The organism is Candidatus Methylomirabilota bacterium, assembly GCA_003104975.1.
In the GTDB taxonomy this organism is placed as follows: domain Bacteria; phylum Methylomirabilota; class Methylomirabilia; order Methylomirabilales; family Methylomirabilaceae; genus Methylomirabilis.
In genome coordinates this window covers 28,154-50,817 of the sequence record PQAM01000006.1, presented here as the reverse complement: position 1 = coordinate 50,817, position 22,664 = coordinate 28,154, and the positions used below count along the sequence as shown (strand labels likewise).

Annotated in this window: 17 protein-coding genes; 9 read left to right on the top strand and 8 right to left on the bottom strand. The window is 59.8% G+C overall.

The genetic code is table 11. From position 1 onward, the window contains the following. Window positions 1-103: 103 nt before the first annotated feature. Together bfr and C3F12_02815 are read right to left on the bottom strand one after the other, a co-directional pair. Window positions 104-580, bottom strand: coding sequence for a bacterioferritin (bfr, locus tag C3F12_02820; protein ID PWB47896.1), 477 nt, complete (start codon window positions 578-580; stop codon window positions 104-106). 50 nt (window positions 581-630) lie between these two features. Further along, entirely contained in the window at window positions 631-2,349 is a 1,719-nt protein-coding gene (locus C3F12_02815) for a hypothetical protein (protein PWB47895.1), read from the bottom strand. 331 nt (window positions 2,350-2,680) lie between these two features. Between C3F12_02815 and C3F12_02810 the strand changes: the two genes are divergently transcribed. Genes C3F12_02810 through C3F12_02800 form a run of 3 tightly spaced genes read left to right on the top strand, consistent with a single transcriptional unit; the run spans window position 2,681 to window position 3,703 of the window. After that, window positions 2,681-3,037 carry a hypothetical protein gene (locus C3F12_02810; GenBank protein PWB47894.1) on the top strand — a complete coding sequence of 119 codons (357 nt, stop codon included), beginning with the start codon at window positions 2,681-2,683 and terminating at the stop codon, window positions 3,035-3,037. Next, the gene (gene moaD, locus C3F12_02805; GenBank protein ID PWB47893.1) at window positions 3,034-3,288 is read left to right on the top strand and encodes a molybdopterin converting factor subunit 1; all 255 of its coding nucleotides are present in this window, start codon (window positions 3,034-3,036) and stop codon (window positions 3,286-3,288) included. Before C3F12_02810 ends, moaD begins: the two co-directional genes overlap by 4 nt. Continuing rightward, entirely contained in the window at window positions 3,281-3,703 is a 423-nt protein-coding gene (locus C3F12_02800; GenBank protein ID PWB47892.1) for a molybdenum cofactor biosynthesis protein MoaE, read from the top strand. The genes moaD and C3F12_02800 overlap by 8 nt, the downstream gene beginning before the upstream one ends. Before the next feature lie 152 nt (window positions 3,704-3,855). Here the strand turns inward: C3F12_02800 and C3F12_02795 are convergent, their stop codons facing one another. From C3F12_02795 to C3F12_02770, 6 genes are all read right to left on the bottom strand, one after another. Beyond that, a complete protein-coding gene (locus C3F12_02795) occupies window positions 3,856-5,646 on the bottom strand; it encodes an acyl-CoA dehydrogenase (GenBank protein ID PWB47891.1) in 1,791 nt (596 codons plus the stop codon). A gap of 155 nt (window positions 5,647-5,801) precedes the next feature. Continuing rightward, window positions 5,802-6,986, bottom strand: coding sequence for an acetyl-CoA C-acyltransferase (locus tag C3F12_02790; protein ID PWB47890.1), 1,185 nt, complete (start codon window positions 6,984-6,986; stop codon window positions 5,802-5,804). Between the two features lie 106 nt (window positions 6,987-7,092). Then, the gene (locus tag C3F12_02785) at window positions 7,093-9,501 is read right to left on the bottom strand and encodes a 3-hydroxyacyl-CoA dehydrogenase (GenBank protein ID PWB47889.1); all 2,409 of its coding nucleotides are present in this window, start codon (window positions 9,499-9,501) and stop codon (window positions 7,093-7,095) included. Between the two features lie 156 nt (window positions 9,502-9,657). After that, on the bottom strand, window positions 9,658-12,372 hold the full coding sequence (locus C3F12_02780) for a UPF0182 family protein (protein PWB47888.1): 2,715 nt from the start codon (window positions 12,370-12,372) through the stop codon (window positions 9,658-9,660). A 24-nt stretch (window positions 12,373-12,396) separates the two neighbouring features. Further along, complete coding sequence (gene bioF / locus C3F12_02775) at window positions 12,397-13,629, bottom strand: 8-amino-7-oxononanoate synthase (GenBank protein ID PWB47887.1); 1,233 nt, start codon at window positions 13,627-13,629, stop codon at window positions 12,397-12,399. Window positions 13,630-13,694: 65 nt separating this feature from the next. Beyond that, the gene (locus C3F12_02770; protein PWB47886.1) at window positions 13,695-15,398 is read right to left on the bottom strand and encodes an alpha-glucan family phosphorylase; all 1,704 of its coding nucleotides are present in this window, start codon (window positions 15,396-15,398) and stop codon (window positions 13,695-13,697) included. Between the two features lie 324 nt (window positions 15,399-15,722). Between C3F12_02770 and C3F12_02765 the strand changes: the two genes are divergently transcribed. The 6 genes from C3F12_02765 to C3F12_02740 all read left to right on the top strand — a co-directional run bounded on the left by C3F12_02765 (window position 15,723) and on the right by C3F12_02740 (window position 22,614). Next, the gene (locus C3F12_02765) at window positions 15,723-15,980 is read left to right on the top strand and encodes a translation elongation factor-like protein (protein ID PWB47885.1); all 258 of its coding nucleotides are present in this window, start codon (window positions 15,723-15,725) and stop codon (window positions 15,978-15,980) included. Between the two features lie 412 nt (window positions 15,981-16,392). Continuing rightward, window positions 16,393-16,995 (top strand): hypothetical protein, encoded by a 603-nt coding sequence (locus C3F12_02760; protein PWB47884.1) that lies wholly within the window; start codon window positions 16,393-16,395, stop codon window positions 16,993-16,995. Next, window positions 16,992-18,224: a hypothetical protein gene (locus C3F12_02755; GenBank protein PWB47883.1), complete on the top strand. Its 1,233-nt coding sequence runs from the start codon at window positions 16,992-16,994 to the stop codon at window positions 18,222-18,224. The genes C3F12_02760 and C3F12_02755 overlap by 4 nt, the downstream gene beginning before the upstream one ends. Window positions 18,225-18,401: 177 nt before the next feature. Then, a complete protein-coding gene (locus C3F12_02750; protein ID PWB47882.1) occupies window positions 18,402-21,704 on the top strand; it encodes an AcrB/AcrD/AcrF family protein in 3,303 nt (1,100 codons plus the stop codon). Window positions 21,705-21,783: 79 nt separating this feature from the next. Then, window positions 21,784-22,065, top strand: coding sequence for a transcriptional regulator (locus C3F12_02745; protein PWB47881.1), 282 nt, complete (start codon window positions 21,784-21,786; stop codon window positions 22,063-22,065). Between the two features lie 171 nt (window positions 22,066-22,236). Next, window positions 22,237-22,614 carry an NADPH-dependent 7-cyano-7-deazaguanine reductase QueF gene (locus C3F12_02740; GenBank protein ID PWB47880.1) on the top strand — a complete coding sequence of 126 codons (378 nt, stop codon included), beginning with the start codon at window positions 22,237-22,239 and terminating at the stop codon, window positions 22,612-22,614. Window positions 22,615-22,664: the final 50 nt, after the last annotated feature.

The following is a 22,664-nucleotide window of genomic DNA, read 5'->3' as shown; positions in this document are numbered from 1 at the left end:
CGAGCCGGCATCCAGGGAGTAGCGTGAGTTCTGGATTCCCGCTTTTGCGGGAATGACGACACATGGGGCACCTACTTCTACGCCGCACTTCTGACTCAGAACGCTAGCTTTTTTCGTGGATTTGTTCGGCCAGGTAGTTCTCGTACCCCAGTTCGTTGATCGTGTGAAGCTGCGCCTCGATCCACCCGACGTGGCGTTCCTCATCGGTCGTAATGCGCTCCAACAACTCACGGCTCCCGGTATCCTGAAGCTCAATACAGAGCTGAATACCCGGATTCAGCACCTGGAGCGCGGCTATCTCCAGCGCGAGATCGTTCTCAAGCTGCTGCCGGACATTGGTGCCGACGGCGATAGGATCGCACGCCGATATGTTCGGACGCCCGTCAAGGAAGAGGATGCGCTCGATGAGCTTGTCGGCGTGTTTCATCTCCTCGATCGATTCCTCCATGATCGCCTTGGTCAGGACCTGATACCCCCAACCGTCGCACATCTTGGCATGTAAGAAGTACTGATTAATCCCGGTCAACTCCATCCGGAGCACGTTGTTCAACAGCTCAATGATCTGCAGATGTCCGTGCATGTTGTCTCCTTGTGGGCTCTGTCGGCATGATGGATTCCGGTGTGGGGTGCTTACGTACTCTTCAAGAAATCGCGTGCGTCTTCGTAGGCCGGATCGATTTCAAGGGCTCGCTTGGCGCAATGAGCGGCTCCACTGCCGTCACCTAGTCCCCTCAGACAGAGGGCCTTGTGAAGCCATGCCTCCTTGTAATTGCTGTCGTATCGAAGTGCTTCGTTCAGACAACTGATCGCCGCGGCGTAGCGTTTCTGGCTGGACAGACAGGTCCCCTTGCAGTACCACGCCTCCAGGAGTTTGGCCGGATCTTTCAGCTCTTTGATGGCGCGGTCGAATAACTCGATGGCGTAGTCGGACTCCTGGATATGCATCAGCGCCTTCGCGTTATTCAACAGCAGGTCGCCGTTCATCGCGCCCTGTGGTCCGGATGCCTTCTGGTCAGCGGTCCCGGTCACAGAGGGTACGGCCAGCGTTAGATACGATTCTCCCTTCAGGAAAAAAAACGGCTCCTCCGCGCTTGCGGCCTTTGCCGTGATCCGATAGAGGTGACCTCGAACCCCTTTATGGCGAAGCATCTCATCAAATCGGCTGTCCTGGACATCGGTTGCATACCGAAGCAGCAGGTTGGAGTAGAGCGTGCTCAGGTGTTGGCCGCGGAGTCGCTCTTTTTCCTGAGCGGGCAACGGGCTGTGTTCCAACTCCTCCGACGTTGCGATAAACGCATCGGAGGATGAAAAGAGAGCATATGCGAGGGCGGAAGGAGAGATCGCCAGAAATCGCGGTAACCAGGACCGCTCTTCCTCGGAGAGTTTCAGGCGGAAGCGCCCCTCCACATACGATCGCAGACCGGCGACCAGCGTCTGGACGGCAAAATTCGAGCGAAGAAACTTAAACCGCTGGGGACTGTCCAGAAACAGGCGAGCGAGACTGAGGAAGATATCAAACTCCGGTTTAATGGAATATCGATTACACCGCCATCGCGGCTGCCCGGCCGCCTCTGCGACCAGGAACCCTTCATCGACAAGCTCCTGCAACACCTCCCGAAGATCATTCAGGGGTTCTTTCGTCTCCCGCGACAGGAACTCGATGTCCTTCTGTCCGGATTCCGCCAGGGCGAGGAGAACCTTTTCCATGGCTTGCAGATTCAGAAGGTGCTTTCCCTTCAAGGAGCCGTCCAGCCGCTTCAGGGTACCGGCAATGCGAAGGGAGACCGGGGAACCGTAGGCATCGAGGACCACATATGCCGCGCCTCGCTTCGCTGCTACTCGAAATATCCAGTAGAATCTCCCCGCCGCAAAAGCCAGGTGCCCCGCCTCAAGCTGCGCCCTGGTTCGACTTTCTATTGAGTGAATGATTTGATCCGGAGATGCGACCAGCTTGGCGCGCCGAAGCAAGGCGCAGATCTTATCTACCCCGAGCAGGTGATAGTCGCCCCTCTCGGAGCTGTCCAATCGGGCAAACCAGCTTTTGGTGGTTGGATGGAAGCCGGAGAATGAGAAAAAGATCCCGCTCAGTTCCTTATCGCGGCGTCGCGCTAATAAGTAGCGTTTATGGACCTCTTGCAGTTCCCGCGGACGAATTTCGTGAGCGATCGTACACCCGTGACAGTGCAGGCGTTGACCGGCGGAACGGTGGCGAGCCCTCAGATCAACGGCGAGACGAGCGGGGGACAGTGTCGAATGAAACTCGGTATAACCTAACTCATCAAGAAGATCCTCTGTGAGCTGCGCTAAGGCGAGTGTCTTCTCCTTATTTGATCCAGCCAGGATCTTCATACCTATCGCCTCAGGAGACGATTTCGCGATGGTCCTTGGCTGTTTTGGTGTCACCCTTCACAACCCTCCTCACACAGTAGGTCCCCGGAGCGTGGCCTTTTTTTATTTTTTAGCATAAGGAGAGACCAGGGTCAAGTTGGAAGTTCTTTTGTTGCTATAGGCTGGCTTGGAGTCATCCGAGGTTGACAAGTGCGGGGCGATCATAGTATGTAACAGGCGTAGAGATGCGGTAAAATACGTTATGCAGTACATAACCTGATGTAGCATAACTCAATGATATACAAGGTACCTATTGGACATATGGCGGTGCGGTATGGATGAGTTGAGAAGAGTGGTGGGAGTGCGTCGAAAAGGGGACGCCTTACGCGCGGTTGAGACCCAAATCGTACAGGAGAAATCGAGTGTGCTGGGCCGGGCCGGGGTGCGATTGGATGAGGCATTGGCAGCCCTTAGGCAGGCGTGGACGGCCCTTGATGAGGTCGAGCGTCGTCTTCGGCAGGGTGGAAATTCGGTTGAGGCGGCGAGCAAGCTTCGATCTATGCATGCCAAGCTGGTTGGCGACATCGGGGTGCTTCGTCAGCGCGCCCATCTCGCCCACCAGTCCCTCATTATCCAGAGAGAAGCCGTGGGGGCGTGGCATCATACCGATGTGGAGCGGTGCTACCGAGTGGCGGAGGACTTAGCATGAAGATCCGAGTGCGATGTTTTGCCGCCGTCCGTGATATCGTGGGCGCCGGCGAACTGATAGTGGAGCTACCGGAGGGGAGTACGTTGGGTCACCTTGTGCAGCAGCTCTCCAGTCGGTTTCCGCGACTGCAATCGCTGGCCGGGTCAGTCCTCTTTTCTGTCAATCGGGAATATGCATCAGTTGAGACACAGTTGGCGGCAGGGGATGAGGTCGCGTTTATTCCACCTGTGAGCGGGGGGAGCGGTGTTTGAAATCACCGATCAACCGCTTTCGCTGGAGCCTCTTGTCGCTGCCGTGAAACGATCAAGCTCCGGCGCCGTTGCGACCTTCTTAGGCGTGGTGCGGGAACAGACGCGCGGCCGACAGGTTCGTTACCTGGAGTACGAAGCATACCAGGAAATGGCGATTCCCAAAATGCGGAAGATCGCCGAGGAGATCCGCCTGAAGTGGAAGGTGGACGAAATCGCCATGACACATCGGATCGGCCGTCTACAGATCGGTGAGGCGAGCGTCGTCATCGCCGTATCCGCGCCCCACCGCCGCGAGGCGCTTGCCGCCTGCGCCTATGCGATCGATCGCCTGAAAGAGATGGTCCCGATCTGGAAGAAGGAGGTCTGGACGGACGGCGAAGAGTGGGTGGGCCCAGGCGGCTGTACGCACCACTGAACCATCGGTCATTGCGAGGAGCGCTGCGACGAAGCAATCTCACCGTTCTTCGCACATTCAAACACGATGAGATTGCCACGCTCCCGCTGGTCGCTCGCAATGACGCCTGAGGGGACTTTGTGGATCATGGCCTGTGTTCGCTACTGGCGCTGTCAGGCCTGATAGTCCTCGGCGTCGATCATACGTTGAGCGATCGCCCGCCGTAGGCGGGTGGTGTTGATCGGTATGTAGCGGGTCAACTTCTTGAGGGCGCTGAGTTGCGTCCAGAGGGCATCCCCTTCCTCCATCGCGGCCAGGCCCTCCTTGGCCAGGAGTTCGATCCGGAGGAAGGCATCGTTGGCGTAGACCGTGACCATGTCGGATTTCGAGACGGCGACGCTCTCGCTATCCCGCCGCGCAGATTTGAGCGCTCGAAGCAGCGCGCTTTCCATGGCAAATAGTTCTATCACCATGTCGCTCAATATTCCGAGGATCTCCTGCTCGTCCTGAAGTCGCTCGCGATACCGCTGCACGGCGACTCCCGAAACCATCAACGCGATCTTCTTTGCCGACCGCAGCAGCCGGGTCTGCTCGCCGAGCAGACCCTCATCGGTCGCTTCCTGGCTGCTGCTATAGGCAAGCAGATCAGCGAGCAGTTTCTGGGTTGCGGCGAAAAGCGGCAGCCGCCCCTGCAGTGCCCGCCGAAAGAGTGTTGTCGGAATCAACAGCCGGTTGATCTCGTTGGTCCCCTCGAACAGCCGATTGATTCGGGCGTCCCGATAGATCCGCTCGGCCGGAAAGTCGGCGATATAGCCGTAGCCGCCGAAGATCTGGACGGTCTCGTCGGCTACGTAGTCGAGGGCCTCAGAGGCATAGATCTTGTTGATTGAGCACTCAACGGCATACTCCTCGACCCCCTTGGCGGTTTCAAGCCCTGCTCGTTCATCCTGCCGGTCGATGCGTGATACACGTCGTTCAATCAGGCCGGCCGTCCGATAGACCATCGACTCGGCGACATAGGTCCGAATCGCCATCTCGGCCAGCTTTTTCTGGATCAGGCCGAACGAAGCGATCGGCTGACCGAACTGGATTCGCTGCTTCGCGTACCTGATCGCTTCGCGCAGCGCCAGTTTGCAGAGACCGACACAGCCGGCCCCCAGTTTAAATCGACCGATGTTCAAGAGGTCGAAGGCGACCTTGTGACCCCTGCCGATCTCATAGAGGAGGTTCTCTACCGGGACCTTGGCGTTCTCAAGGATCACGCTTCGTGTGGAGGTGCCCTTGATCCCCATCTTTTCTTCTTCCGATCCCAAGGTCACGCCGGGGGTCTCTTTGTCGATGATAAACGCGGTAAACTTGTCGCCGTCCACCTTGGCGTAGGTGATATAGAGATCGGCAAAGGCAGCGTTGGTGATGAACTGCTTGGTTCCATTCAAGATGTAGAGCTGCCCGTCAGGCGAGAGGACCGCCTTGGTTCTGGCGCTGAGGGCATCGGAGCCGGAGCCCGGTTCGGTGAGCGCGTAGGAGCCGATTTTGGCCCCGGCGGCGAGGAGGGGCAGATAACGCGCCTTCTGTTCCGTGTTGCCGAACCAGGCAATCGGGAGCGATCCGATCCCGGTGTGATCCAACAGCGAGATGGCGAACGAGCCGCCCTGAATCATCGCTTCGGCAATGACCGTGGAGGTCGGGATATCCAGTTCCAGGCCGCCATACCGGGCCGGGATGTCTACCGACAACAGCCCCAACTCGCCGGCCTTCCTGATGAGGGTGCGCGTCAGATCCCAGTCCTGATGCTCAAGCTGCTCGACATGGGGCGTGACCTCGGCTTCAATGAACTCGCGAGTCAGCTTTCGCATCATCTGCTGCTCCTCGCTCAGATCTTCAGGTGTGAAGACCTCCGACGCCGATATCTCCCGAAGGAGGAAGCTCCCGCCTGGAACGAACTCATCGTTTGCCATCGTCATGTAGCTCTCTCGTAAGACCAAGGTATCGAGCGCGTGGTGAATAGAGGATTGTGCAGCGTTTCCTATACCCTTAGCCCGCTGCTGTCAATACGCCTTTTGGCGTATAGCGCATTTCTCAGAGCCTCCGACCGGTTCTACACCCTACACCCAACACCCTACACCCGCTCGAAAATGCCGGCAGCGCCCATTCCTCCGCCGATGCACATCGTGACCATTCCGTAGCGAACGCTTCGTCGCTGCATCTCGTACAGCAATGTCGCGGTCAGCTTTGCGCCGGTACAGCCGAGGGGGTGACCCAGCGCAATGGCGCCGCCGTTGACGTTTACCCGCTCCGTCTGCAGCTTCGCCTCGCAAATGACGGCCAGCGCCTGCGCAGCAAACGCCTCGTTCAACTCGATCAGGTCGATCTGGTCCAGGGTGAGCCCTGCAAGTCGGAGCGCCTTTGGGATCGCATCGACCGGTCCTACTCCCATCAGCTCCGGCGGGACGCCCGCAACGGCGAATGCACAGAAACGAGCAAGCGGTTTCAGGCCTAATCGTTGTGCTTTTTCTCCCGACATCACTAACACCGCGGCCGCCCCGTCGCTGGTCTGCGACGAATTGCCGGCGGTTACTGTACCGCTCCGGTGGAACACCGATGGAAGTCTGGCCAGCGCCTCGGCGGAGGTATCGAATCGAACCCCCTCATCAGTGTCAAAGATGATCTTGTTGGTAACGACGCGCGGCGAATCCTCTCCGAGAAATGTCGTCTTGTGGATGCTGAGCGGAACGATTTCGTCCTTGAATCGTCCAGCTCGAATGGCGGCTGCCGCCTTGAGGTGACTGTGAAGCGCAAAGCTGTCCTGTTCCTCCCGACTCACGCAATACGTTTGAGCCAGGTGTTCAGCGCTGTTGCCCATGGAGATGTAGACGGCAGGATAGTGTTCGGCGAGCTGAGGATCGGGCGCATACGTGTTTCCGCTCATGGGCACCAGGCTCATGCTCTCGGCCCCGCCGGCGATGATGACCTCGGCAAAGCCGGCCATAATCCGCTCAGCCGCGGTCGCGATCGTCTGGAGCCCGGAAGAGCAGAAGCGATTGACCGTCTGTCCCGGGACCGTGTGCGGGAGTCCCGCCCGCAGCGCCGCAACCCTGGCCATATTCATTCCCTGTTCTGCCTCCGGAAAGGCACAGCCCAGGATGACGTCCTCGACCTCATCGGGCGCCAGGGTGGGCGTCCGCTTCAGCAGGTCTGCGACGACGGCGGCTGCCATCACTGTCGGTGGTGTGGCGCAGAGCGTCCCGCGAGGCGCCTTGCCTACCGCCGTCCTCGCTGCCGCCACAATCACTGCCTCTCTCATTTGGTCACTCCAAAGGCTAGGGTTTAGGGTCTAGGGTACAGGGTTTAAGATTCACGAATTGGAGATTTTGCTTTTACCCTATACCCTAACCCCTATACCCTATCCCCTAGTTTCTAAGCGGTTTACCCGTTTTCAGCATATGCTCCATACGCGCCTGCGACTTGCGTTCGCCGCACAGGCCGAGGAATGCCTCCCGCTCCAAATCCAGCAGATATGCTTCACTGACCAGGGTTCCGGGTGCCACCTCGCCGCCGGCTAAGATGCCGGCCAGCTTCCTGGCAATCAGTTCGTCGTGATCGCTGATGTACCCACCACACTTCATATTATACAACTGCGTACGGGCGGCGGCCATGGCGCGGGTCCCCAGAACCTTAATGTCCTCTCTTGACCGGGGTGGAGCAGATCCTTCGGCAACCATCCCGAGGGCCACCTGTTTGGCCTCGTGCAGCAGGCGATCCTGATTCATCGAAAAACTGTCGCTTCGCCTCAGGTAGCCAAGCCGCTGGGCGTCCTTCGCGCTGGTTGACACCTTCGCAAGGGCGACCGTCTCGAAGGCATGCCGAAAGAACGGAAGGAGATCGACCTCCGCCCCCTCTGGGATCCCTTCGAGACTGCGCAGCAGCAGCTCCTTACAGCCGCCGGCGGCCGGGATCAACCCGACCCCGACCTCCACAAGGCCCATATAGGTGTCGGCCGCCGCGCGAATCTTTGCAGCGTGAAGACAGATCTCGCAGCCGCCGCCAAGGGTCATGGAAAACGGGGCCGCCACCACCGGCTTTTCGAAGAGTTTGAGCGCCATGTTGGCGTCCTGGAAGGTTCGTATCATCAGCTCGATCTCGTCCCAGTTCTCCTCCTGGGCTTCAAACAGGAGAGCCATCAGGTTCGCACCGACGCAGAAGTGTCGTCCCTGGTTCCCGATCACAAGGGCGTCAAATCGCTCAGCGCATTGCTGCAGACTGGTCCGTATCATCCGGATGATATCGGGACCGACGCTATTGTTCCTGGAGTGAAACTGCAGGCAGGCGACCCCGTCGCCCAGGTCGAGCAGCGACGCACCGGGATTGTGCGCGACCACCTGCCCCCGCTCATGCAGCGTCCGGAGGCGGATGATTCCGGGTCGTTCCGGGATTTCGATCTCTTTAGCCGTACCGAGGTCGAAGACGTATTGCCGTCCCGTCTCGCGACGGTAGAAGCTGCGCGCGCCGCTCTGCAGCAGGGTAGTAACCAGTGGCGGAAGGGCCTTACCCTCCTGCGCCATCCTGGCGCTCGCCTTCTCAACGCCAAGCGCGTTCCAGAGTTCGAACGGTCCCAGCTCCCAGCCGAAGCCCCATTTCATGGCATGGTCCACGCTGGTGATGTCATCGGCGATTTCGGGAATCCGGTCTGCAGCGTGGAGCAGGGTCTCACGCAGGAGCGGCCACACGTAGCGCCCCGCCCGGTCGTCGGCAAAGGCAAGCGCTCGCACTCGTTCTGCGGGGTCCTCGATGCCCTGGGTCATGTCGAGCGAGGGGAGCGGAACCGGCTGTCTTGAACGGTACTCCATGGTCTTATAGTCGAGGACGAGGATCTCGCTCCCTTCAGCCCCCTTGACCCGTTTGTAGAACCCCTGCCCGGCCTTCTCGCCGGTCCAGCCCCGTGTGACCAACTCAAGCAAAAACGGCGGGGCGGCATAAATCGCTCGCTCTTGCGGGTTTATCAGAGCTCCTGCGATATTGGCGGCGATTTGAACGATGGTATCGAGGCCGACCAGATCGGCTGTTCGAAACGTGGCGGTCTTTGGGCGACCGACGGCCGGTCCGGTGAGCCGATCCACCTCTTCGATTGAATAGTCGCCCTCAATCATCAGTCTCATGGCGGTAAAAAAGCCGAAGGCGGCAATCCGGTTGGCGATGAAGTTGGGGGTATCTTTTGCGACGACGATTCCCTTGCCGAGCGACCGCTCCGCAAACGCGGCTACGCGCTGCATCACATCGGGCAGGGTATCCGGACCGGGGATTAATTCCAGGAGTTTCATATACCGCGGGGGATTGAAGAAGTGCGTGCCGAGAAAGTGCCTTTGAAAGTCGGGAGATCGCCCCTCAGCCAATCGCCGGATGGGGATCCCCGAGGTGTTGCTGCTGGTGAGCGTTCCCGGCCTGCGATGGGCCTCCACCTTGGCGAAGAGCGCCTGCTTGATCTCAAGCCGCTCCGGCGCCGCCTCGACAATCCAGTCGGCCTGGGAGAGCCATCCGAGATGATCCTCGATGTTACCGGTTGTGATCAGGCGGGCGTCTGTGGCTGAAAAAAAGGCGGGCGGGGAGACCGTAAGGGCGGCCTCAAGCCCTTTCGCCGCGAGGCGATTGCGGAATGCGGGGCTGTCGGTGCTGAGCCCCTTGCGTCGATCTTCCTCGTTCAGCTCAGGCGGGATGATATCGAGCAGGCAGGTTGGGATGCCCGCGTTGGCCAGATGGGCAGCGATACCGCTCCCCATGACACCCGCGCCCAGAACCGCCGCACGCTTGATAGCCGATGACATTCGATCTCCGCCCTACCTGACAGCAGGCTGGTCCTTTCACGTCATTGCAAGCCGAAGGCGAAGCAATCTCACCGTTGTGAATCACACTCTGAGCATACTGAACGGGCCGCAGGTTGTAAAGGCGAATAGCGGGAGTCGGAGAAGAGGGCGGCATGCCTACTTGGCGGCGCGGGTGCGCAACTCTTTCAGCGCCGACTCCAGGCGCTTGACCTCTTCACCGTAACCGGCGAAGTTCCCCTGCCGAAGCAACTCCTGCGCCCGCGTATAATGGTCGTAGGCGCGCGTCGCCAGCGTTCTGAGCGGGACCTCGACCTCGGGTAATCCGGGGGCACCGGACGGCGGCCGTGCCTCAATCGGTCCCCTTACTGCGGCGCCGAAAAGTCTGGCCAGGGTGGCGTCAAGACTCCCTTCCATGGCGATCTGATTACCGTAGGCGGCAATAATCCGCTTCAACTCCGGCAGCGACCCCTTCTCGGCCGCGAGGTAGAGCGGCTGGACATAGAGTAACGACTGCTCGATCGGGATGGCCAACAGGTTGCCCCGGATCACGGTGGAGCCCGCTTGACTCCAGAGTGCGATTTGTTGCGAGATAAACGCATCCTGGTCGATGCGGGCGCTGATCTGTTGCGGTCCATACACCAGCTTGGCCTTGGGGAAGTTGAAAGCTGTCAGCTTACCGTAATGCGGCGGGTCGCTGCGGGCCGCCAACCAGGCGATCATGTTGTCTCGCTTGTTGGGCGTAAACGGTAGAAGCAGGACGAACTCTTCCCTCGGCTCGCCGGGAATCCGCATGATGGTGTAGTATGGTTCCGCGCCGACAGGAACGCTCCAGAGATCCTCTTTGTTGTAAAAGACCTGCGGATCTTGCATGTGGTAGGTGCTGAACATCCTTGCCTGGACGCTGAACATCCCCTGAGGATAGCGAAGGTGAGCCTTGAGGTCTTCGGGCATCGCGTCGAGGGGCTGAAACAGATCCGGAAAGGCCTGATCATATGCCTTGATGACGGGGTCGTCGGGGTCGGCCAGGTAGAAGCTGAGACTTCCGTTGTAGGCATCCACCACCGCCTTGACCGAGTTGCGAATATAGTTGCCAAGCCCGCGAATCGGTTCGGAGTACGGGAACATGTCTGAAAGTGTATAGCCGTCGACGATCCAGAACAGACGACCGTCCTGAGCGATGACCAGATACGGGTCCCGATCGAACGTCAAGAAGGGCGCCGCCTTCTTGACTCGCTCGGCAACCTGCCGGTGGTACATGATCCGGCTCTCGGGCGTCAGGTCTTGCGAGAGGAGGATCTTGAGCGTTCCGAATCGGGAGGCGAAGAGCAGCTTACGTCCGAGGGAGCTAAGCGGTACCCCCCCTTCCCCGGTGTAGGTGGTATACACGTTTTTTTCGCCGGCGGGGTAGTCCAGCTCCTGGGCCTGCGTTCTGACGATGACATAGTCGTTGGCGACCTCGCCGAAGTAGATTTCCGGGCGCGTAATTGTGAGCGCCCCGGTTGCGACGGGCGGGATATCTTTAATCAGATGCTCCGGAAGCCCTTCCTCGGTGATTCTGTTTACGGGGCCGAGGACAGCTCCATAGCCGTGGGTAAAGACCAAGTGCTCATTGATCCAACTCCGGCTTGGCAGATGCTGATGTGATAACTCCCTGGCCGAGAGCATGACCTGCCGGTACTCCCCGTCGATCTGATAGCGATCGTTGTCGACGTCCACGAACTTGTAGTAGGTCCGGATCTCCTGGGTCTGGCCGTATGTCGTCAGCAACGGACGGTGATCCCAGAGTCGAATGTTTTTGATGGTCGCATTGTTGCGTCGCAGGTCCTCCCGGGTCAGGGTTTCCGCGGCCGGAAACTCCCGTTCATCGATGCGGTCCAGGCCATAGGCCCGTCGGGTAAACAGGATATTGTGGGTGATATAGGGGCTCTCGGCCGCGATTTCATTCGGGACGACGCGGAAACGCTGGATGAAACCGGGATAGAGTCCCAGCCCGACGATGCTGCCGATCACCAGCATACCGATCCCGATCAGGACCAGCCGCCAGCCGCGGTAAAAGATCTGGGCCAGGCAGAGAAGGGCGACAAATACGGCCAGGGTCGTCAGAAAGGTGAGGACCGGAAGATGGGCGTTGATAGCGCTGTAGCCGGCGCCGAATACCACGCCGGTGGGCGAGAAGAGGAGCTCATAGGTATCGAGCCGATACCCGACCGCCTTGATCAAAAACAGCAGGGCGCCGAGGATGAGCAGGTGGGCCCGTGCCAGCCTGGTAATGACGGGACCGCGGGTTGTAAGCTGGATACCCCGGAATAGTATGTAGGTGACGGCTGTCGCCAGAAGGGTCAGGACGACCGAGGTCATCAGCCACCCGTACAGGAAGGAGAAGAAGGGCAACTGAAAGACATAGAACCCGACATCCTGTTGAAAGATCGGGTCGGCGATGCCGAAGGGTTGGGCATTGGCAAAACGGATGTAACGGTCCAACGCGCCGGCCGCCTGGAATGCCGACAGGACACCGAGCCCGAGGACGCCGGGGATCAACAGTCGGCGGAAATACGGTTCGATCACCAGGCGGCTGGGGAGACTGAATCGATCCTCTACCTCTAACAGGACATCGGTGGTGGTCAATCGACTGGCCAGGTAGAGATTGACGTACGATAGGACCGCAAAGGTTGTACCGAATGCGACCGCCAGCGTCAACTGCGTCGTGATGATCGTGACGAATACCTTGGTGAGTTTGATCTCCTGAAACCAGAGCCAGTCGACATAGAGAGGGACCGTCTGACCGCCGATCGTCAAGACGATCAGCAGGAGCAGCAGAAGCGCAATCTGCCTCCCCTTGAAATCACCGGCGGTACCGTTATACTGCGCCATCGCGCCTCCCCGTCCCAGTCAGGTTTAGATGAGTTGGAGCGCCCGCCCGGCCTCAGCCAGGGCCGTAAGCGCGGTGTCCAGGTCGGTCCGGCTGTGCGAGGCGGTGACGGTGAGCCGGATCCGTTCCGTTCCTCGCCGGACCGAAGGATAGCGGATCCCCTGGGCAAAAACACCGCGGTTCAACAACTCGTCGCAGAAATGCATGGTTCGATCGGCCCCTCCCACGATCAGCGGGATGATCTGAGTCCCCCCCGGGTCGACGTCAAATCCGATGTCGCACAGACCCGCCCTCATGTACCGGGCATTTTCCCACAGCCGCTGCCTTCGCTCCGGCTCGCCTTCGACGATGGCGAGCGCCTCAAGCACCGTGGCCAGCACAGCGGGCGGCATCGCGCAGGTGAAGATAAAGGGTCTGGATCGATTGATCAGGTAGTCGATGACGGTGCGGCTGCCGACGACATAGGCGCCAAAGCCGCCCAGCGCCTTGGCGAGGCTTCCGGTCTCGATGTCGATTCGGCCCGACACGCCCGTCGCCTCAGCCGTCCCTCGCCCGTTCTCACCGAGAACCCCGATGCCGTGCGAGTCGTCTACCATGGTCAGGCAGTCGTAGCGTTCCGCGAGATCGACGATCGCGTTGAGCGGCGCCATATCCCCATCCATACTATAGAGCCCATCAACCACGATCAGTCGACGTCTCGCGGACTGCGCCCGTTTCAGCAGCCGTTCAAGGACGATGAGGTCGTTGTGCGGGAAGATCTTGAGCCTGGCGCGCGACAGCCGACAGCCGTCGACGATACTGGCATGATTCAGCGCGTCGCTGAATACGATGTCCTGTAAATCGGTCAGCGAGGAGATGACGCCCAGGTTTGCCTGATACCCCGTACTGTAGAGGAGGGCGGCCTCGGCCTGTTTGAAGCGGGCGACCCGCCCTTCCAGTTGAGGATAGAGATCATGGTTGCCTGAGATCAGTCTGGCCGCGGCGACGCCGCAGCCGTACCGAAGCGTCGCCTCACAGGCGGCCTGTTTCACTCGCGGATGAGCGGCCAGGCCGAGGTAGTCGCTTCCCGAGAAGTGCACCGCTGATCGCCCATCGACATGAATCTGTGGGCCATGCGGACCATCGATCCGACGAAGCCATCGGTACAGGCCCGCGGTCTTCAGGTCGTCCAACTCGCGCTGAAGCGACCGAATACACGTATTCTTGAGAGAGACACCGTTGCGAACAGCAGACATCGCCACACCCTCAGATGCGATCATTGTCTGTGGATTATAGAGGAACGGTGGAGGGTGAGCAACTGGAACCGGCGATCAAGAGCCCGTGGCTACCGGTCGCGGTAGGCGTGCGTGACGTACTCGTGAAGCATCCGATCCGTATTGAAGAACGAGGCGTTTAATGCGATGGTAAACCGCATTAGCTCTGCCCATCGGAGCGGCTCATTGTAGTAGAGCGGCAGGATGGTGTTCTCCAGCTTGCAGTACAGCTCTTCGGCGTCCTTGTCGTCCCGCCGCTCGAAATGGGTCCCGTTATCTCGGGAACCGATAGCCCAGCCGGTGACCCCTTCTACGGGGACCTCAAGCCACCAACCGTCGAGTACGCTGAGGCTTGGTACGCCGTTGTGGGCCGCCTTCATCCCGCTGGTGCCGGAGGCCTCATAGGGCGGCTGCGGCGTGTTCAGCCACAGGTCGGTCCCGGAGGTGAGCAACAGGCCCAGATCCATATCGTAGTTGGGCAGGTACGCAACCTTGACCTCGGGCGCCAGCTCCTTCGCCCGACGATAGATTGTCTGAATCAACACCTTGCCCTCTTCATCCTTCGGATGCGCCTTTCCGGAAAAGATCACCTGCAACGGGCCGCGCCGGACCGATATCTGCCTGAGTCGTTCGATATCGTAAAACAGGAGATCCGGGCGCTTGTAGGCTGTTGCTCTCCGCGCGAAGCCGATCGTAAAGGTATGGAGATCGAAGGCGATATGAGTCGTTCTATTGACCTCTTGGATGAGCGCCTGCTTCGCCTCGTCATGCGCCCGTTGAATGGCGTCGAGAGGGATCCCGAGGGCGTACCGCAGGAAGAGGCTGTCGTCTCGCCAATCCGGGGTGTAGCGGTCATACAGGGCGCGAAATGCCGGGGCGGCCCAGGTCGTGGAGTGCACGCCGTTCGTGATGGAGCCGATGGCGCGGTTCGGAAACATCGCGCGCGACACCTCGCTGTGCCGCTTGGTCACGCCGTTGACGTAATCGCTCAAATGCAGTCCCACATGGGTCATGTTCAGAGCGCCGTTGCAGCAATGAAGCGCCTGTAACGCCTGCCAGTGATCCGCGCTCAGGACATGTTCGGCCAGCTCAAGGGGAAACTCATCGTGGCCGGCGGGCAGGGGAGTATGGGTGGTGAAGACGCACAGACGCTTCACCAGGTCGACGGCATCCTCCCGCCGCTGCGGCCGATGTTTGAACCTCTCGGCAAACAGCTCCAGCGCAAGGAGCGCGGCATGCCCTTCGTTCATATGGAACCTGATAATGCGGATGTAACCCATCGCCCGCAGCATGCGTACCCCGCCCACCCCAAGGATGACCTCCTGACACAGGCGATACCGCTGATCACCGCCGTACAGGTGGTCGGTCAGTGTCCGATCATAGGGGTCGTTGCAGGGGAGATCGGTATCCAGCAGCAGCACCGGAACGACGGTGCCTGATGCGCCGGTGATCAGGTATTGCCATGCGCGGACAGTGACCGACCGTCCTTCAACCTCTACCCGGCATATACCGTCCGTGAGGTGTAAGAATCGGTCGACGGGCCACGTGGCCGGCTCCTCAGATTGCCGCCCGTCTTCATCGAGTTGCTGAAGAAAGTAACCCTTTCGGTGCAGCAGCATGACACCGACCATAGACAGGCCCAGGTCGGCGGCGCTGCGCAACATGTCACCCGCCAACACGCCAAGCCCTCCGCTGTATGTCGGCAGCGGGCTTTCGAGTGCGACCTCCATCGAGAAGTACGCGATCGTCGGCGGTGCCGACCTCTCAACCTTCATAACGCTGCTGTTCCCTCCTTACGGTCGACCGGTCCACAGCGCAAAGTATTACCACGATATTCGCTCCTGCAGACAACTCAGGTAAACCTACGCTTTCTCTGGTACAAGGTCAAGTAATTTTCTTACGCTTCCGAGACGATTCTGCGCGCCATGCTCAATACGAGTGGACCGCTCTTTAACCATTTGACTCTCTTACTGTGTCGCGATAGGATAAAAAATGTTCGCAGTTCAGAGACGACCCTGTGCACGCACGAATGGCCTTACATTCATGGGTACCCGGCCAAGGAGATCCCGGATTCATCGTTGAAGGGGAAGGAGGGAGCCATGTCAGAGGCAAAAGTGGGTTACGTCAAAGACTATTTCGCGAAGGTGGGGGTGGCGGCAATTGAGCTGACCGACGGCCGATTGGCGGTAGGGGACACCATTCACATCAAGGGCCACACCACTGAACTGATCCAGCGGGTCGACTCGATCCAACTTGAACACCAGGCCCTCGAACACGCAGAGCCCGGTCAGTTGATCGGCATCAAGGTCCGCGAGCGGGTCCGCCAGCACGATCAGGTCTTCAAGGTCACCGAGTAGGGGCCGCAACTCATTAGTTGGTCAGGAGGTCTTCCGTGTCATTGCGAGGCGAAGCCGAAGTAATCTCACAGTCGTTCGTGGTACCTGCGGTGAGATTGCCGCGCTCCCGGTGGTTGCTCGCAATGACGATCGCGGCGCGGGGAGACCTCACCTCGGACTTTCATCCGCATGGGCGCACCAGTGGCGCAAGCGGTGGTGCTGCCAAAGCAGGAATTCCGACCTGGCGAGATCGCCTGGATTCCGGAGCCTGCCCCGGACCTGATCCGGGGTCAAGCCCGGAATGACGAACTCAGCGAACAGAGGTGAGTGTCAATCGTTCTTGACAATTGTTTTGGATCGCGTAAGTATGTAAGTGCTTACTTGTGATATCTGAAAGGGCCAATCGGTTGGGACACGATACGTGAGGAGCAGGATGAAGGAACGCTTGACCGCCGACGAGCGCCGCCGGCAGATCGTCGAGGTTGCAGTCGACCTCTTCTCGCGCAAGGGCTTCCGCGGCACCAGGACGCGCGAGATTGCCGAGGCGGCCGGGATCAGTGAGGCGATGATCTTCAAGCACTTTGCCACCAAGCGGGAGTTGTACGCCGCGATCCTCGAGGCCAAGTCCGTCACTGAGGAGTTGCTGGCGAGCGCGGCGGTCGCGGCGCAGAAAAATGACGATGCGGGTGTCCTGCGGGCAGTCGGCCTCAAGATGATCGAACAGACGGAGGCCGACCCGAGCCTGATGCGATTGCTGCTGTTCAGCGCCCTCGAAGGCCATGAACTGTCCGATATCTTTTTCGAATCCCGCGTCAAAACCCTGCATGAGTTTTTGAGCAGCTATATTGAAAAACGGATCAAGGAGAAACGTGTCCGATCGATGAATGCGCTGGTGACCGCACGTGGGTTTCTCGGAATGGTCGTCCATTATTTGTTAATCCACGAACTGTTCGGGGTCAAACGGCCTCCCCGCTCCTCGCCGGAAGAGGTCGTGGAGCAGTTTGTCTCCATCTTTTTGAAGGGAATCGAACGATGAGACGCGCGGTGCGCTCAGGCGGGCTCGCCGTACCGCTGTTGCTATTGGCGTTGCTGCTGTCGCTCTTGGGGTGTTCGCGGGATCAGGCGGCGAACAGCGCCCCCAACGCAAAGGACCAGAGTGTCGCGATCACAGCGAGCGCCGTCGAGGCGAGGGATGTTACACGTCGCGTAGAGGCCGTCGGGACCCTCGAGGCCGACGAAGAGGTAGCGGTCTATGCGCAGGTCTCAGGGTATCTGGAAAAGATCATGGTCGACCTGGGGGACCGGGTGAGGGCAGGCCAGCCGTTGCTGCAGATCAACCGGACCGATTTTCTGTTGCAGGTTCAGAAGGCTGAGGCGATCCTGCAGCAGACGCGGACGCGACTGGGGGCGCTGAACGGCGGAGAGCTCGTAGCGGACGATCAACAGGCGGTCGTCCGGCAGGCCAGGGCCAACTATGACGACGCCGCCTTATGGCATGAGCGGATGCAGAGCCTGTACAAGGAAGGGGCCGTGTCGCGTAACGATGTCGATACGGCACAGGCGAAACGCGACGCCTTGAAGGCCGCGCTTGACAATGCCCTGGATCAGGTGCGGGCGCTTCGGGACCAGCTTCGGGAGCAACAGGCGGTATTGGATCTCGCGCGTCGGAACCTTCAGTATGCGGTGATCCGGGCGCCCATTGACGGTTCTATTAAGGCGCGGGATGTAGCGGTCGGTCAGTATGTCGCCGGCGGCAGTATGCAGAATACGAAGCTGCTGACCCTCGTTCGCCTCGATCCCTTGAAACTGAAGGCGTCGGTGCCGGAACGGTTCCAGGGGCAGATCCGACCGGGGCAGGAGGTCACGGTGCAGGTTGAGGCCTACCCCGGCCGAGCGTTCAGCGGGACAGTCAGGCGGATCGGTCCGGCGGTCTTCACCGATACCCGGACATTTCCGATTGAGGCCAGGGTGCCGAACCACGAGGGGTTGTTGAAGCCGGGTTCGTTCGGCAAGGCACAACTGCAGATCCGGGTCGACCACGGGGTACCCTTTGTCCCCGAGGAGGCCGTCTACTACTACGTCGGGATCACCAAGGCGTTCGTGGTCAAGGACGGCGTTGTTGAGGAGCGCCAGGTTTCAGTGGGCGAGCGCCAGGATGGACTGGTTGAGATCGTTGAGGGGCTGGCGGCCGGCGAGCGGGTCGCGACCTCGCGGTTGAGTCAACTGTTCGGCGGCGCCCCCGTCCAGGTGATCGCAAAGCCATGATCGGGCAGGTGGGCGGACGGCAGGTGACTCCGCTTAATCTCGCCGTACGTCTGTGTACGGCTCGAATCGGCGCCGGCAGGCTTCGCTGTCCGTGCTCCGCCTGCCGTCGACGACGCGTCATCACCCGCCGTCCACCCCAACTTCAAACTGTGAACGTCGAACCTTGAACGATAAGCCATGTCACTGATCGAGATCTGCATCAAACGGCCGGTGTTTGCGACGATGTTGATCGTCTCACTCGTCGTTATGGGGCTGGTGTCGTTTTGGGATCTGGGGCTCGATGTCTTCCCGAAGGTCGATCTACCCACCGTCACCATTACCACGAGGCTGGAGGGGGCCAGCCCTGAGGAGATCGAGAGCAACATCACGAAGCGGATCGAGGAGGTCGTGAATACCCTCAATGGGATCGACGAGTTGCGGTCTACCACGATTGAGGGGCAGTCGCAGGTCTTTGTGACGTTTGTCCTGGAGCGCAATATCGATGAGGCGGCCAACGATGTTCGGGAGAAGGTGGGGACGGTCGTCTCATCGTTTCCCCAGGGCACCGAGGCGCCGGCCATCGAGAAGTTTGACCCCGACTCCGCTCCGATCATGGCGATCGTCGTGTCAGGGAAGCGCTCGGATCGGGAGATTACGGAGCTTGCCGACAAAAAGATCAAGCGGCAGCTTGAAACCGTCAAGGATATCGGGGCGGTCACCCTGGTGGGCGACCGCAAGCGAGAGATCCAGCTTGTCGTCGATCCGCACCGTTTGGAGGCGTATAACCTGTCGATCCAACAGGTCAAGAGCGCGGTCGAACGCCAGAACGTCGAGGTTCCCGGCGGCAACCTCACATGGCAGACGCACGAACAGGGGCTCCGGACGCTGGGGCGGATCGAACGAGCCGGAGACTTCAGTGACCTGATTGTCGCCGATTACAAGGGCGCCCCCGTCCGGATTCGAGACGTCGGCGCCGCGCTGGACAGCGAGGAGGAACCGCGTACCCTCTCGCGTCTTGACGGCCGAAACGCCGTCTCCCTGCTGATCCAGAAACAGTCCGGAACCAATACGGTGGCTGTTGTCGAGCGGGTCAAGGCGACGTTGCAGGAGATTCAGGCGAGCCTGCCGCCGGACGTCCAGTTCCAGGTGGTGCGCGACACGTCGCGATTCATCAGGCGCTCGATCGAGGAGGTGGAGGAGCACCTGATGATGGGCGGGCTGCTGGCCAGTCTGATCGTGGCCTTCTTCATCGGCCGACTGACGCGGCGGGAGCAGGCCGCCTTGGGCGGGCTGCTGGCGGTTCTGTCTGCGGCGTTTGTCTACGGCGATTCCGGCCTGTTGCGTGCGGTCGTCGTCGGCTCGATTGTCGTCACCCTGGCCCTCTTTCTCTTGGTCCCGCGGCTTCGGCCCGCTTTCATTGCCGCCATCTCGATCCCCGCCTCGATCATTGCCACCTTTACCATCATGCGAATCGCCGGATTCACCCTGAACAACCTGACGATGCTGGGCCTCTCCCTCTCCACCGGAATCGTGATCGACGACGCCATCATCGTATTGGAGAATATCTTCCGCCATATTGAGGAAGAGCGGCGACCTCCGATGGAGGCGGCGATGACCGGCGCCAAGGAGATTGTCCTGGCGGTGTTGGCGACAACCCTTTCGCTGGTGGTGATCTTTCTGCCGGTCGCCTTCATGGGGGGGGTTGTGGGACGGTTCTGGAACAGTTTTGGGCTGACGGCGACCTTTGCGATCCTGGTGTCGCTGCTGGTGGCGTTTACGCTCACCCCGATGCTGGCGGCTCGCATGTTGCACCCGGAACAGACCGCCGGCGGCGGTCTTCATCCGGATCGTGGATCCAAGTTGACCGGCTTCTACGCGCGGTTCGAGCATCACTACGACCGCCTGCTGGTCTGGTGCCTGGACCACCGGACGATAGTCCTGCTGCTGGCGGGCCTCCTCCTGTTCTCCACCGTCCTGATCGGCAGACAGATGAAGCCGGATTTTGTCGTCGATGACGACATGAGCGAATTCGAGGTCATCGTTGAGACGCCACCCGGTTCCTCACTGATCCGCAGCGACGAGATCCTTCGTCAATTGGAGGCCGATCTCAGAGCGATCCCGGAGGTTGAGCACCTGTTCACCACGATCGGTGTGCAAGGCAAAGATCGGGCCAATATCACGGATGCCTCGATCTATGTGGGGCTGCAACACCTGCGACAGCGGACACGCTCGCAGCAGGCGATCATGCAGGAGGCGCGGCAGGTGTTCAAGAACTACCCGGATCTGAGAATCAGCGTGCAACAGATCAACCTGATTTCGGGGGGCGGTTTCAAGCAGACGCCGTTCAACCTGGTGCTGCGCGGTCCCGACCTGCAACAGCTCGACAGTTACGCCCAACAGCTTATCAAGCGTCTGACGGCGATCCCCGGGTTTGTGGATGTCGATACCGGACAGGCCCAGCGGCGGCCGGAGGTGCAGGTCCGGATCGATCGGCAGAAGGCATCGGATCTTGGGATCAGGGCCGAGGATATCGCGGTTGCGCTCCGGACGATGGTGGGTGGGGAGAAGATCGGATTCTACCGGGAAGGGGGTGAACAGTACGACGTCCGTCTACGGCTGAAAGAGGATTACCGGAAAGATGCCTCCGTCATTTCGGCCTTGACGGTTCCCGCCGCCGGCGGGGCTCTGGTCAAGCTGAACAACATCGTGACGCTGCAGTCCGGGCGGGCGCCGGCCCAGATCGACCGGTATGCGCAGGAGCGACAGATCACCGTTCAGGCGAACCTCTACCGGACGGCGCTGGGGGAGGCGACCGAGCAGGCCGACGCGGCCGTCAAGGCGATCGGGCTGTCGCCCGGCTACTCAACCGCCTATCTCGGCCGCGGTAAGTTGATGGCCGAGGCGTTCTACAATTTCGCCATCGCCTTCGTCCTTTCTATCACGTTTATCTATATGGTCCTTGCCGCTCAGTTCGAGAGTTTTATCCACCCGGTTACGATCATGGCCTCGATGTTCCTGTCGATTCCATTCGGTCTGGTCAGCCTTCTGGTGACAGGCCAGACCCTGAATATTTATGCGGTCATGGGGTTGTTTCTGCTGATGGGGGTGGTCAAGAAAAACGCGATCCTCCAGGTGGATTTTACCAATGTGCTGCGCGCCCGCGGCCGGCCGCGCTACGAGGCGCAACTGGAGGCGGACCGCGCTCGGCTTCGGCCGATTCTGATGACGACCCTTGCCATCATCGCCGGGATGCTGCCGGTCGCCTTGGGCAAAGGCGATGGGGCAGCCTCCCGGGCTTCGCTGGCGACGGCGGTGGTCGGCGGCCAGACCTTATGCCTTCTGATTACGCTGTTGGTGACGCCGGTCATCTACTCGTACTTTGACGATCTTCGTGGACTTGGGATCGTTTCGCGGTTGTATGAGTTTCGTGTGTGGGCATGGCTGCGGCCCAAGCCGTCGTCCGCTTTATCAAAGGTCGCGGACGGCAAAGACAGGGTGTAGGGTGTGGAGGTAGACAGATTGTATTCAATCCTTATACCCCACCCGCTATACCCTATACCCTGTGTTATGAGGTGTGGAAATGGAACTGACGCGGCGGCAGGAGATCATGGCCATGCTGAGGGACCGGGAATGGACGCTGGAGGAGTTGGCCAGGAATTTTGTCGTCTCGAAGAAGATTATTATCGATGACCTTGAGCATATCGCGCGATCAGTGCCGCGACCAGCGCGGCTGCTCATCCATCCGCCGACCTGTGATGCGTGTGGCTATCGCTTCAAGGATCGAGCGCGGTTCAGCGATCCGTCTCGCTGCCCACGGTGTAAGAACGAACATCTTCTCCCTCAGCGCTTTCGAATCGAGTAGAGGCGCCAAGGGCAGGGTAGAGGGTTTAGGGTATAGGGGTTAGGGTGTTAATGAGGATCTATGCTTTGCCGCCCCAAACCCCGTGCCTGATACCTTGCGTTGTCAGATGCGAGGCGCCGACAAAATCCTTTGCGGTTGTGTGTAAACTTTCTATAATGACAGATGACAGCTATGCCCACACAGCCGCCAAAAGCACTTGAGACGTTCCCGAATCCGGAGCCGGGGCGTGATTACGAGATTCAAATGACCTGCCCCGAGTTTACCTGTCTCTGTCCAAAAACCGGCCAGCCGGATTTTGCAACCTTGACCCTCACGTATATTCCCAACCGGTTGTGCATCGAGTTAAAGTCGCTCAAGCTCTACCTCTGGTCGTTCAGACATGAGGGCCACTTTCATGAGGCCGTGACCAATCGAATCATGGACGACCTCGTCAAGGCGTGCCGGCCGCGCTTCATGAAGCTCGTCGCCGACTTCTACGTCCGGGGCGGCATCCATACGGTCATCACGGTCACGCATCGGACGACCGGCCGGCGCCGACCGGGACGATAGGCCATTCGTTGCGGGGCCGGATACAAACGCTCGCGGCCGGTTACGACTTC

What these genes read in the sequence shown, in the direction of transcription:
- bfr (PWB47896.1), bottom strand. Translation starts at nt 580, where the DNA reads ATGCACGGACATCTGCAGATCATTGAGCTGTTGAACAACGTGCTCCGG.
- C3F12_02815 (PWB47895.1), bottom strand. Translation starts at nt 2,349, where the DNA reads ATGAAGATCCTGGCTGGATCAAATAAGGAGAAGACACTCGCCTTAGCG.
- moaD (PWB47893.1), top strand. Translation starts at nt 3,034, where the DNA reads ATGAAGATCCGAGTGCGATGTTTTGCCGCCGTCCGTGATATCGTGGGC.
- C3F12_02795 (PWB47891.1), bottom strand. Translation starts at nt 5,646, where the DNA reads ATGACGATGGCAAACGATGAGTTCGTTCCAGGCGGGAGCTTCCTCCTT.
- C3F12_02790 (PWB47890.1), bottom strand. Translation starts at nt 6,986, where the DNA reads ATGAGAGAGGCAGTGATTGTGGCGGCAGCGAGGACGGCGGTAGGCAAG.
- C3F12_02785 (PWB47889.1), bottom strand. Translation starts at nt 9,501, where the DNA reads ATGTCATCGGCTATCAAGCGTGCGGCGGTTCTGGGCGCGGGTGTCATG.
- C3F12_02780 (PWB47888.1), bottom strand. Translation starts at nt 12,372, where the DNA reads ATGGCGCAGTATAACGGTACCGCCGGTGATTTCAAGGGGAGGCAGATT.
- bioF (PWB47887.1), bottom strand. Translation starts at nt 13,629, where the DNA reads ATGATCGCATCTGAGGGTGTGGCGATGTCTGCTGTTCGCAACGGTGTC.
- C3F12_02770 (PWB47886.1), bottom strand. Translation starts at nt 15,398, where the DNA reads ATGAAGGTTGAGAGGTCGGCACCGCCGACGATCGCGTACTTCTCGATG.
- C3F12_02765 (PWB47885.1), top strand. Translation starts at nt 15,723, where the DNA reads ATGTCAGAGGCAAAAGTGGGTTACGTCAAAGACTATTTCGCGAAGGTG.
- C3F12_02760 (PWB47884.1), top strand. Translation starts at nt 16,393, where the DNA reads ATGAAGGAACGCTTGACCGCCGACGAGCGCCGCCGGCAGATCGTCGAG.
- C3F12_02755 (PWB47883.1), top strand. Translation starts at nt 16,992, where the DNA reads ATGAGACGCGCGGTGCGCTCAGGCGGGCTCGCCGTACCGCTGTTGCTA.
- C3F12_02750 (PWB47882.1), top strand. Translation starts at nt 18,402, where the DNA reads ATGTCACTGATCGAGATCTGCATCAAACGGCCGGTGTTTGCGACGATG.
- C3F12_02745 (PWB47881.1), top strand. Translation starts at nt 21,784, where the DNA reads ATGGAACTGACGCGGCGGCAGGAGATCATGGCCATGCTGAGGGACCGG.
- C3F12_02740 (PWB47880.1), top strand. Translation starts at nt 22,237, where the DNA reads ATGCCCACACAGCCGCCAAAAGCACTTGAGACGTTCCCGAATCCGGAG.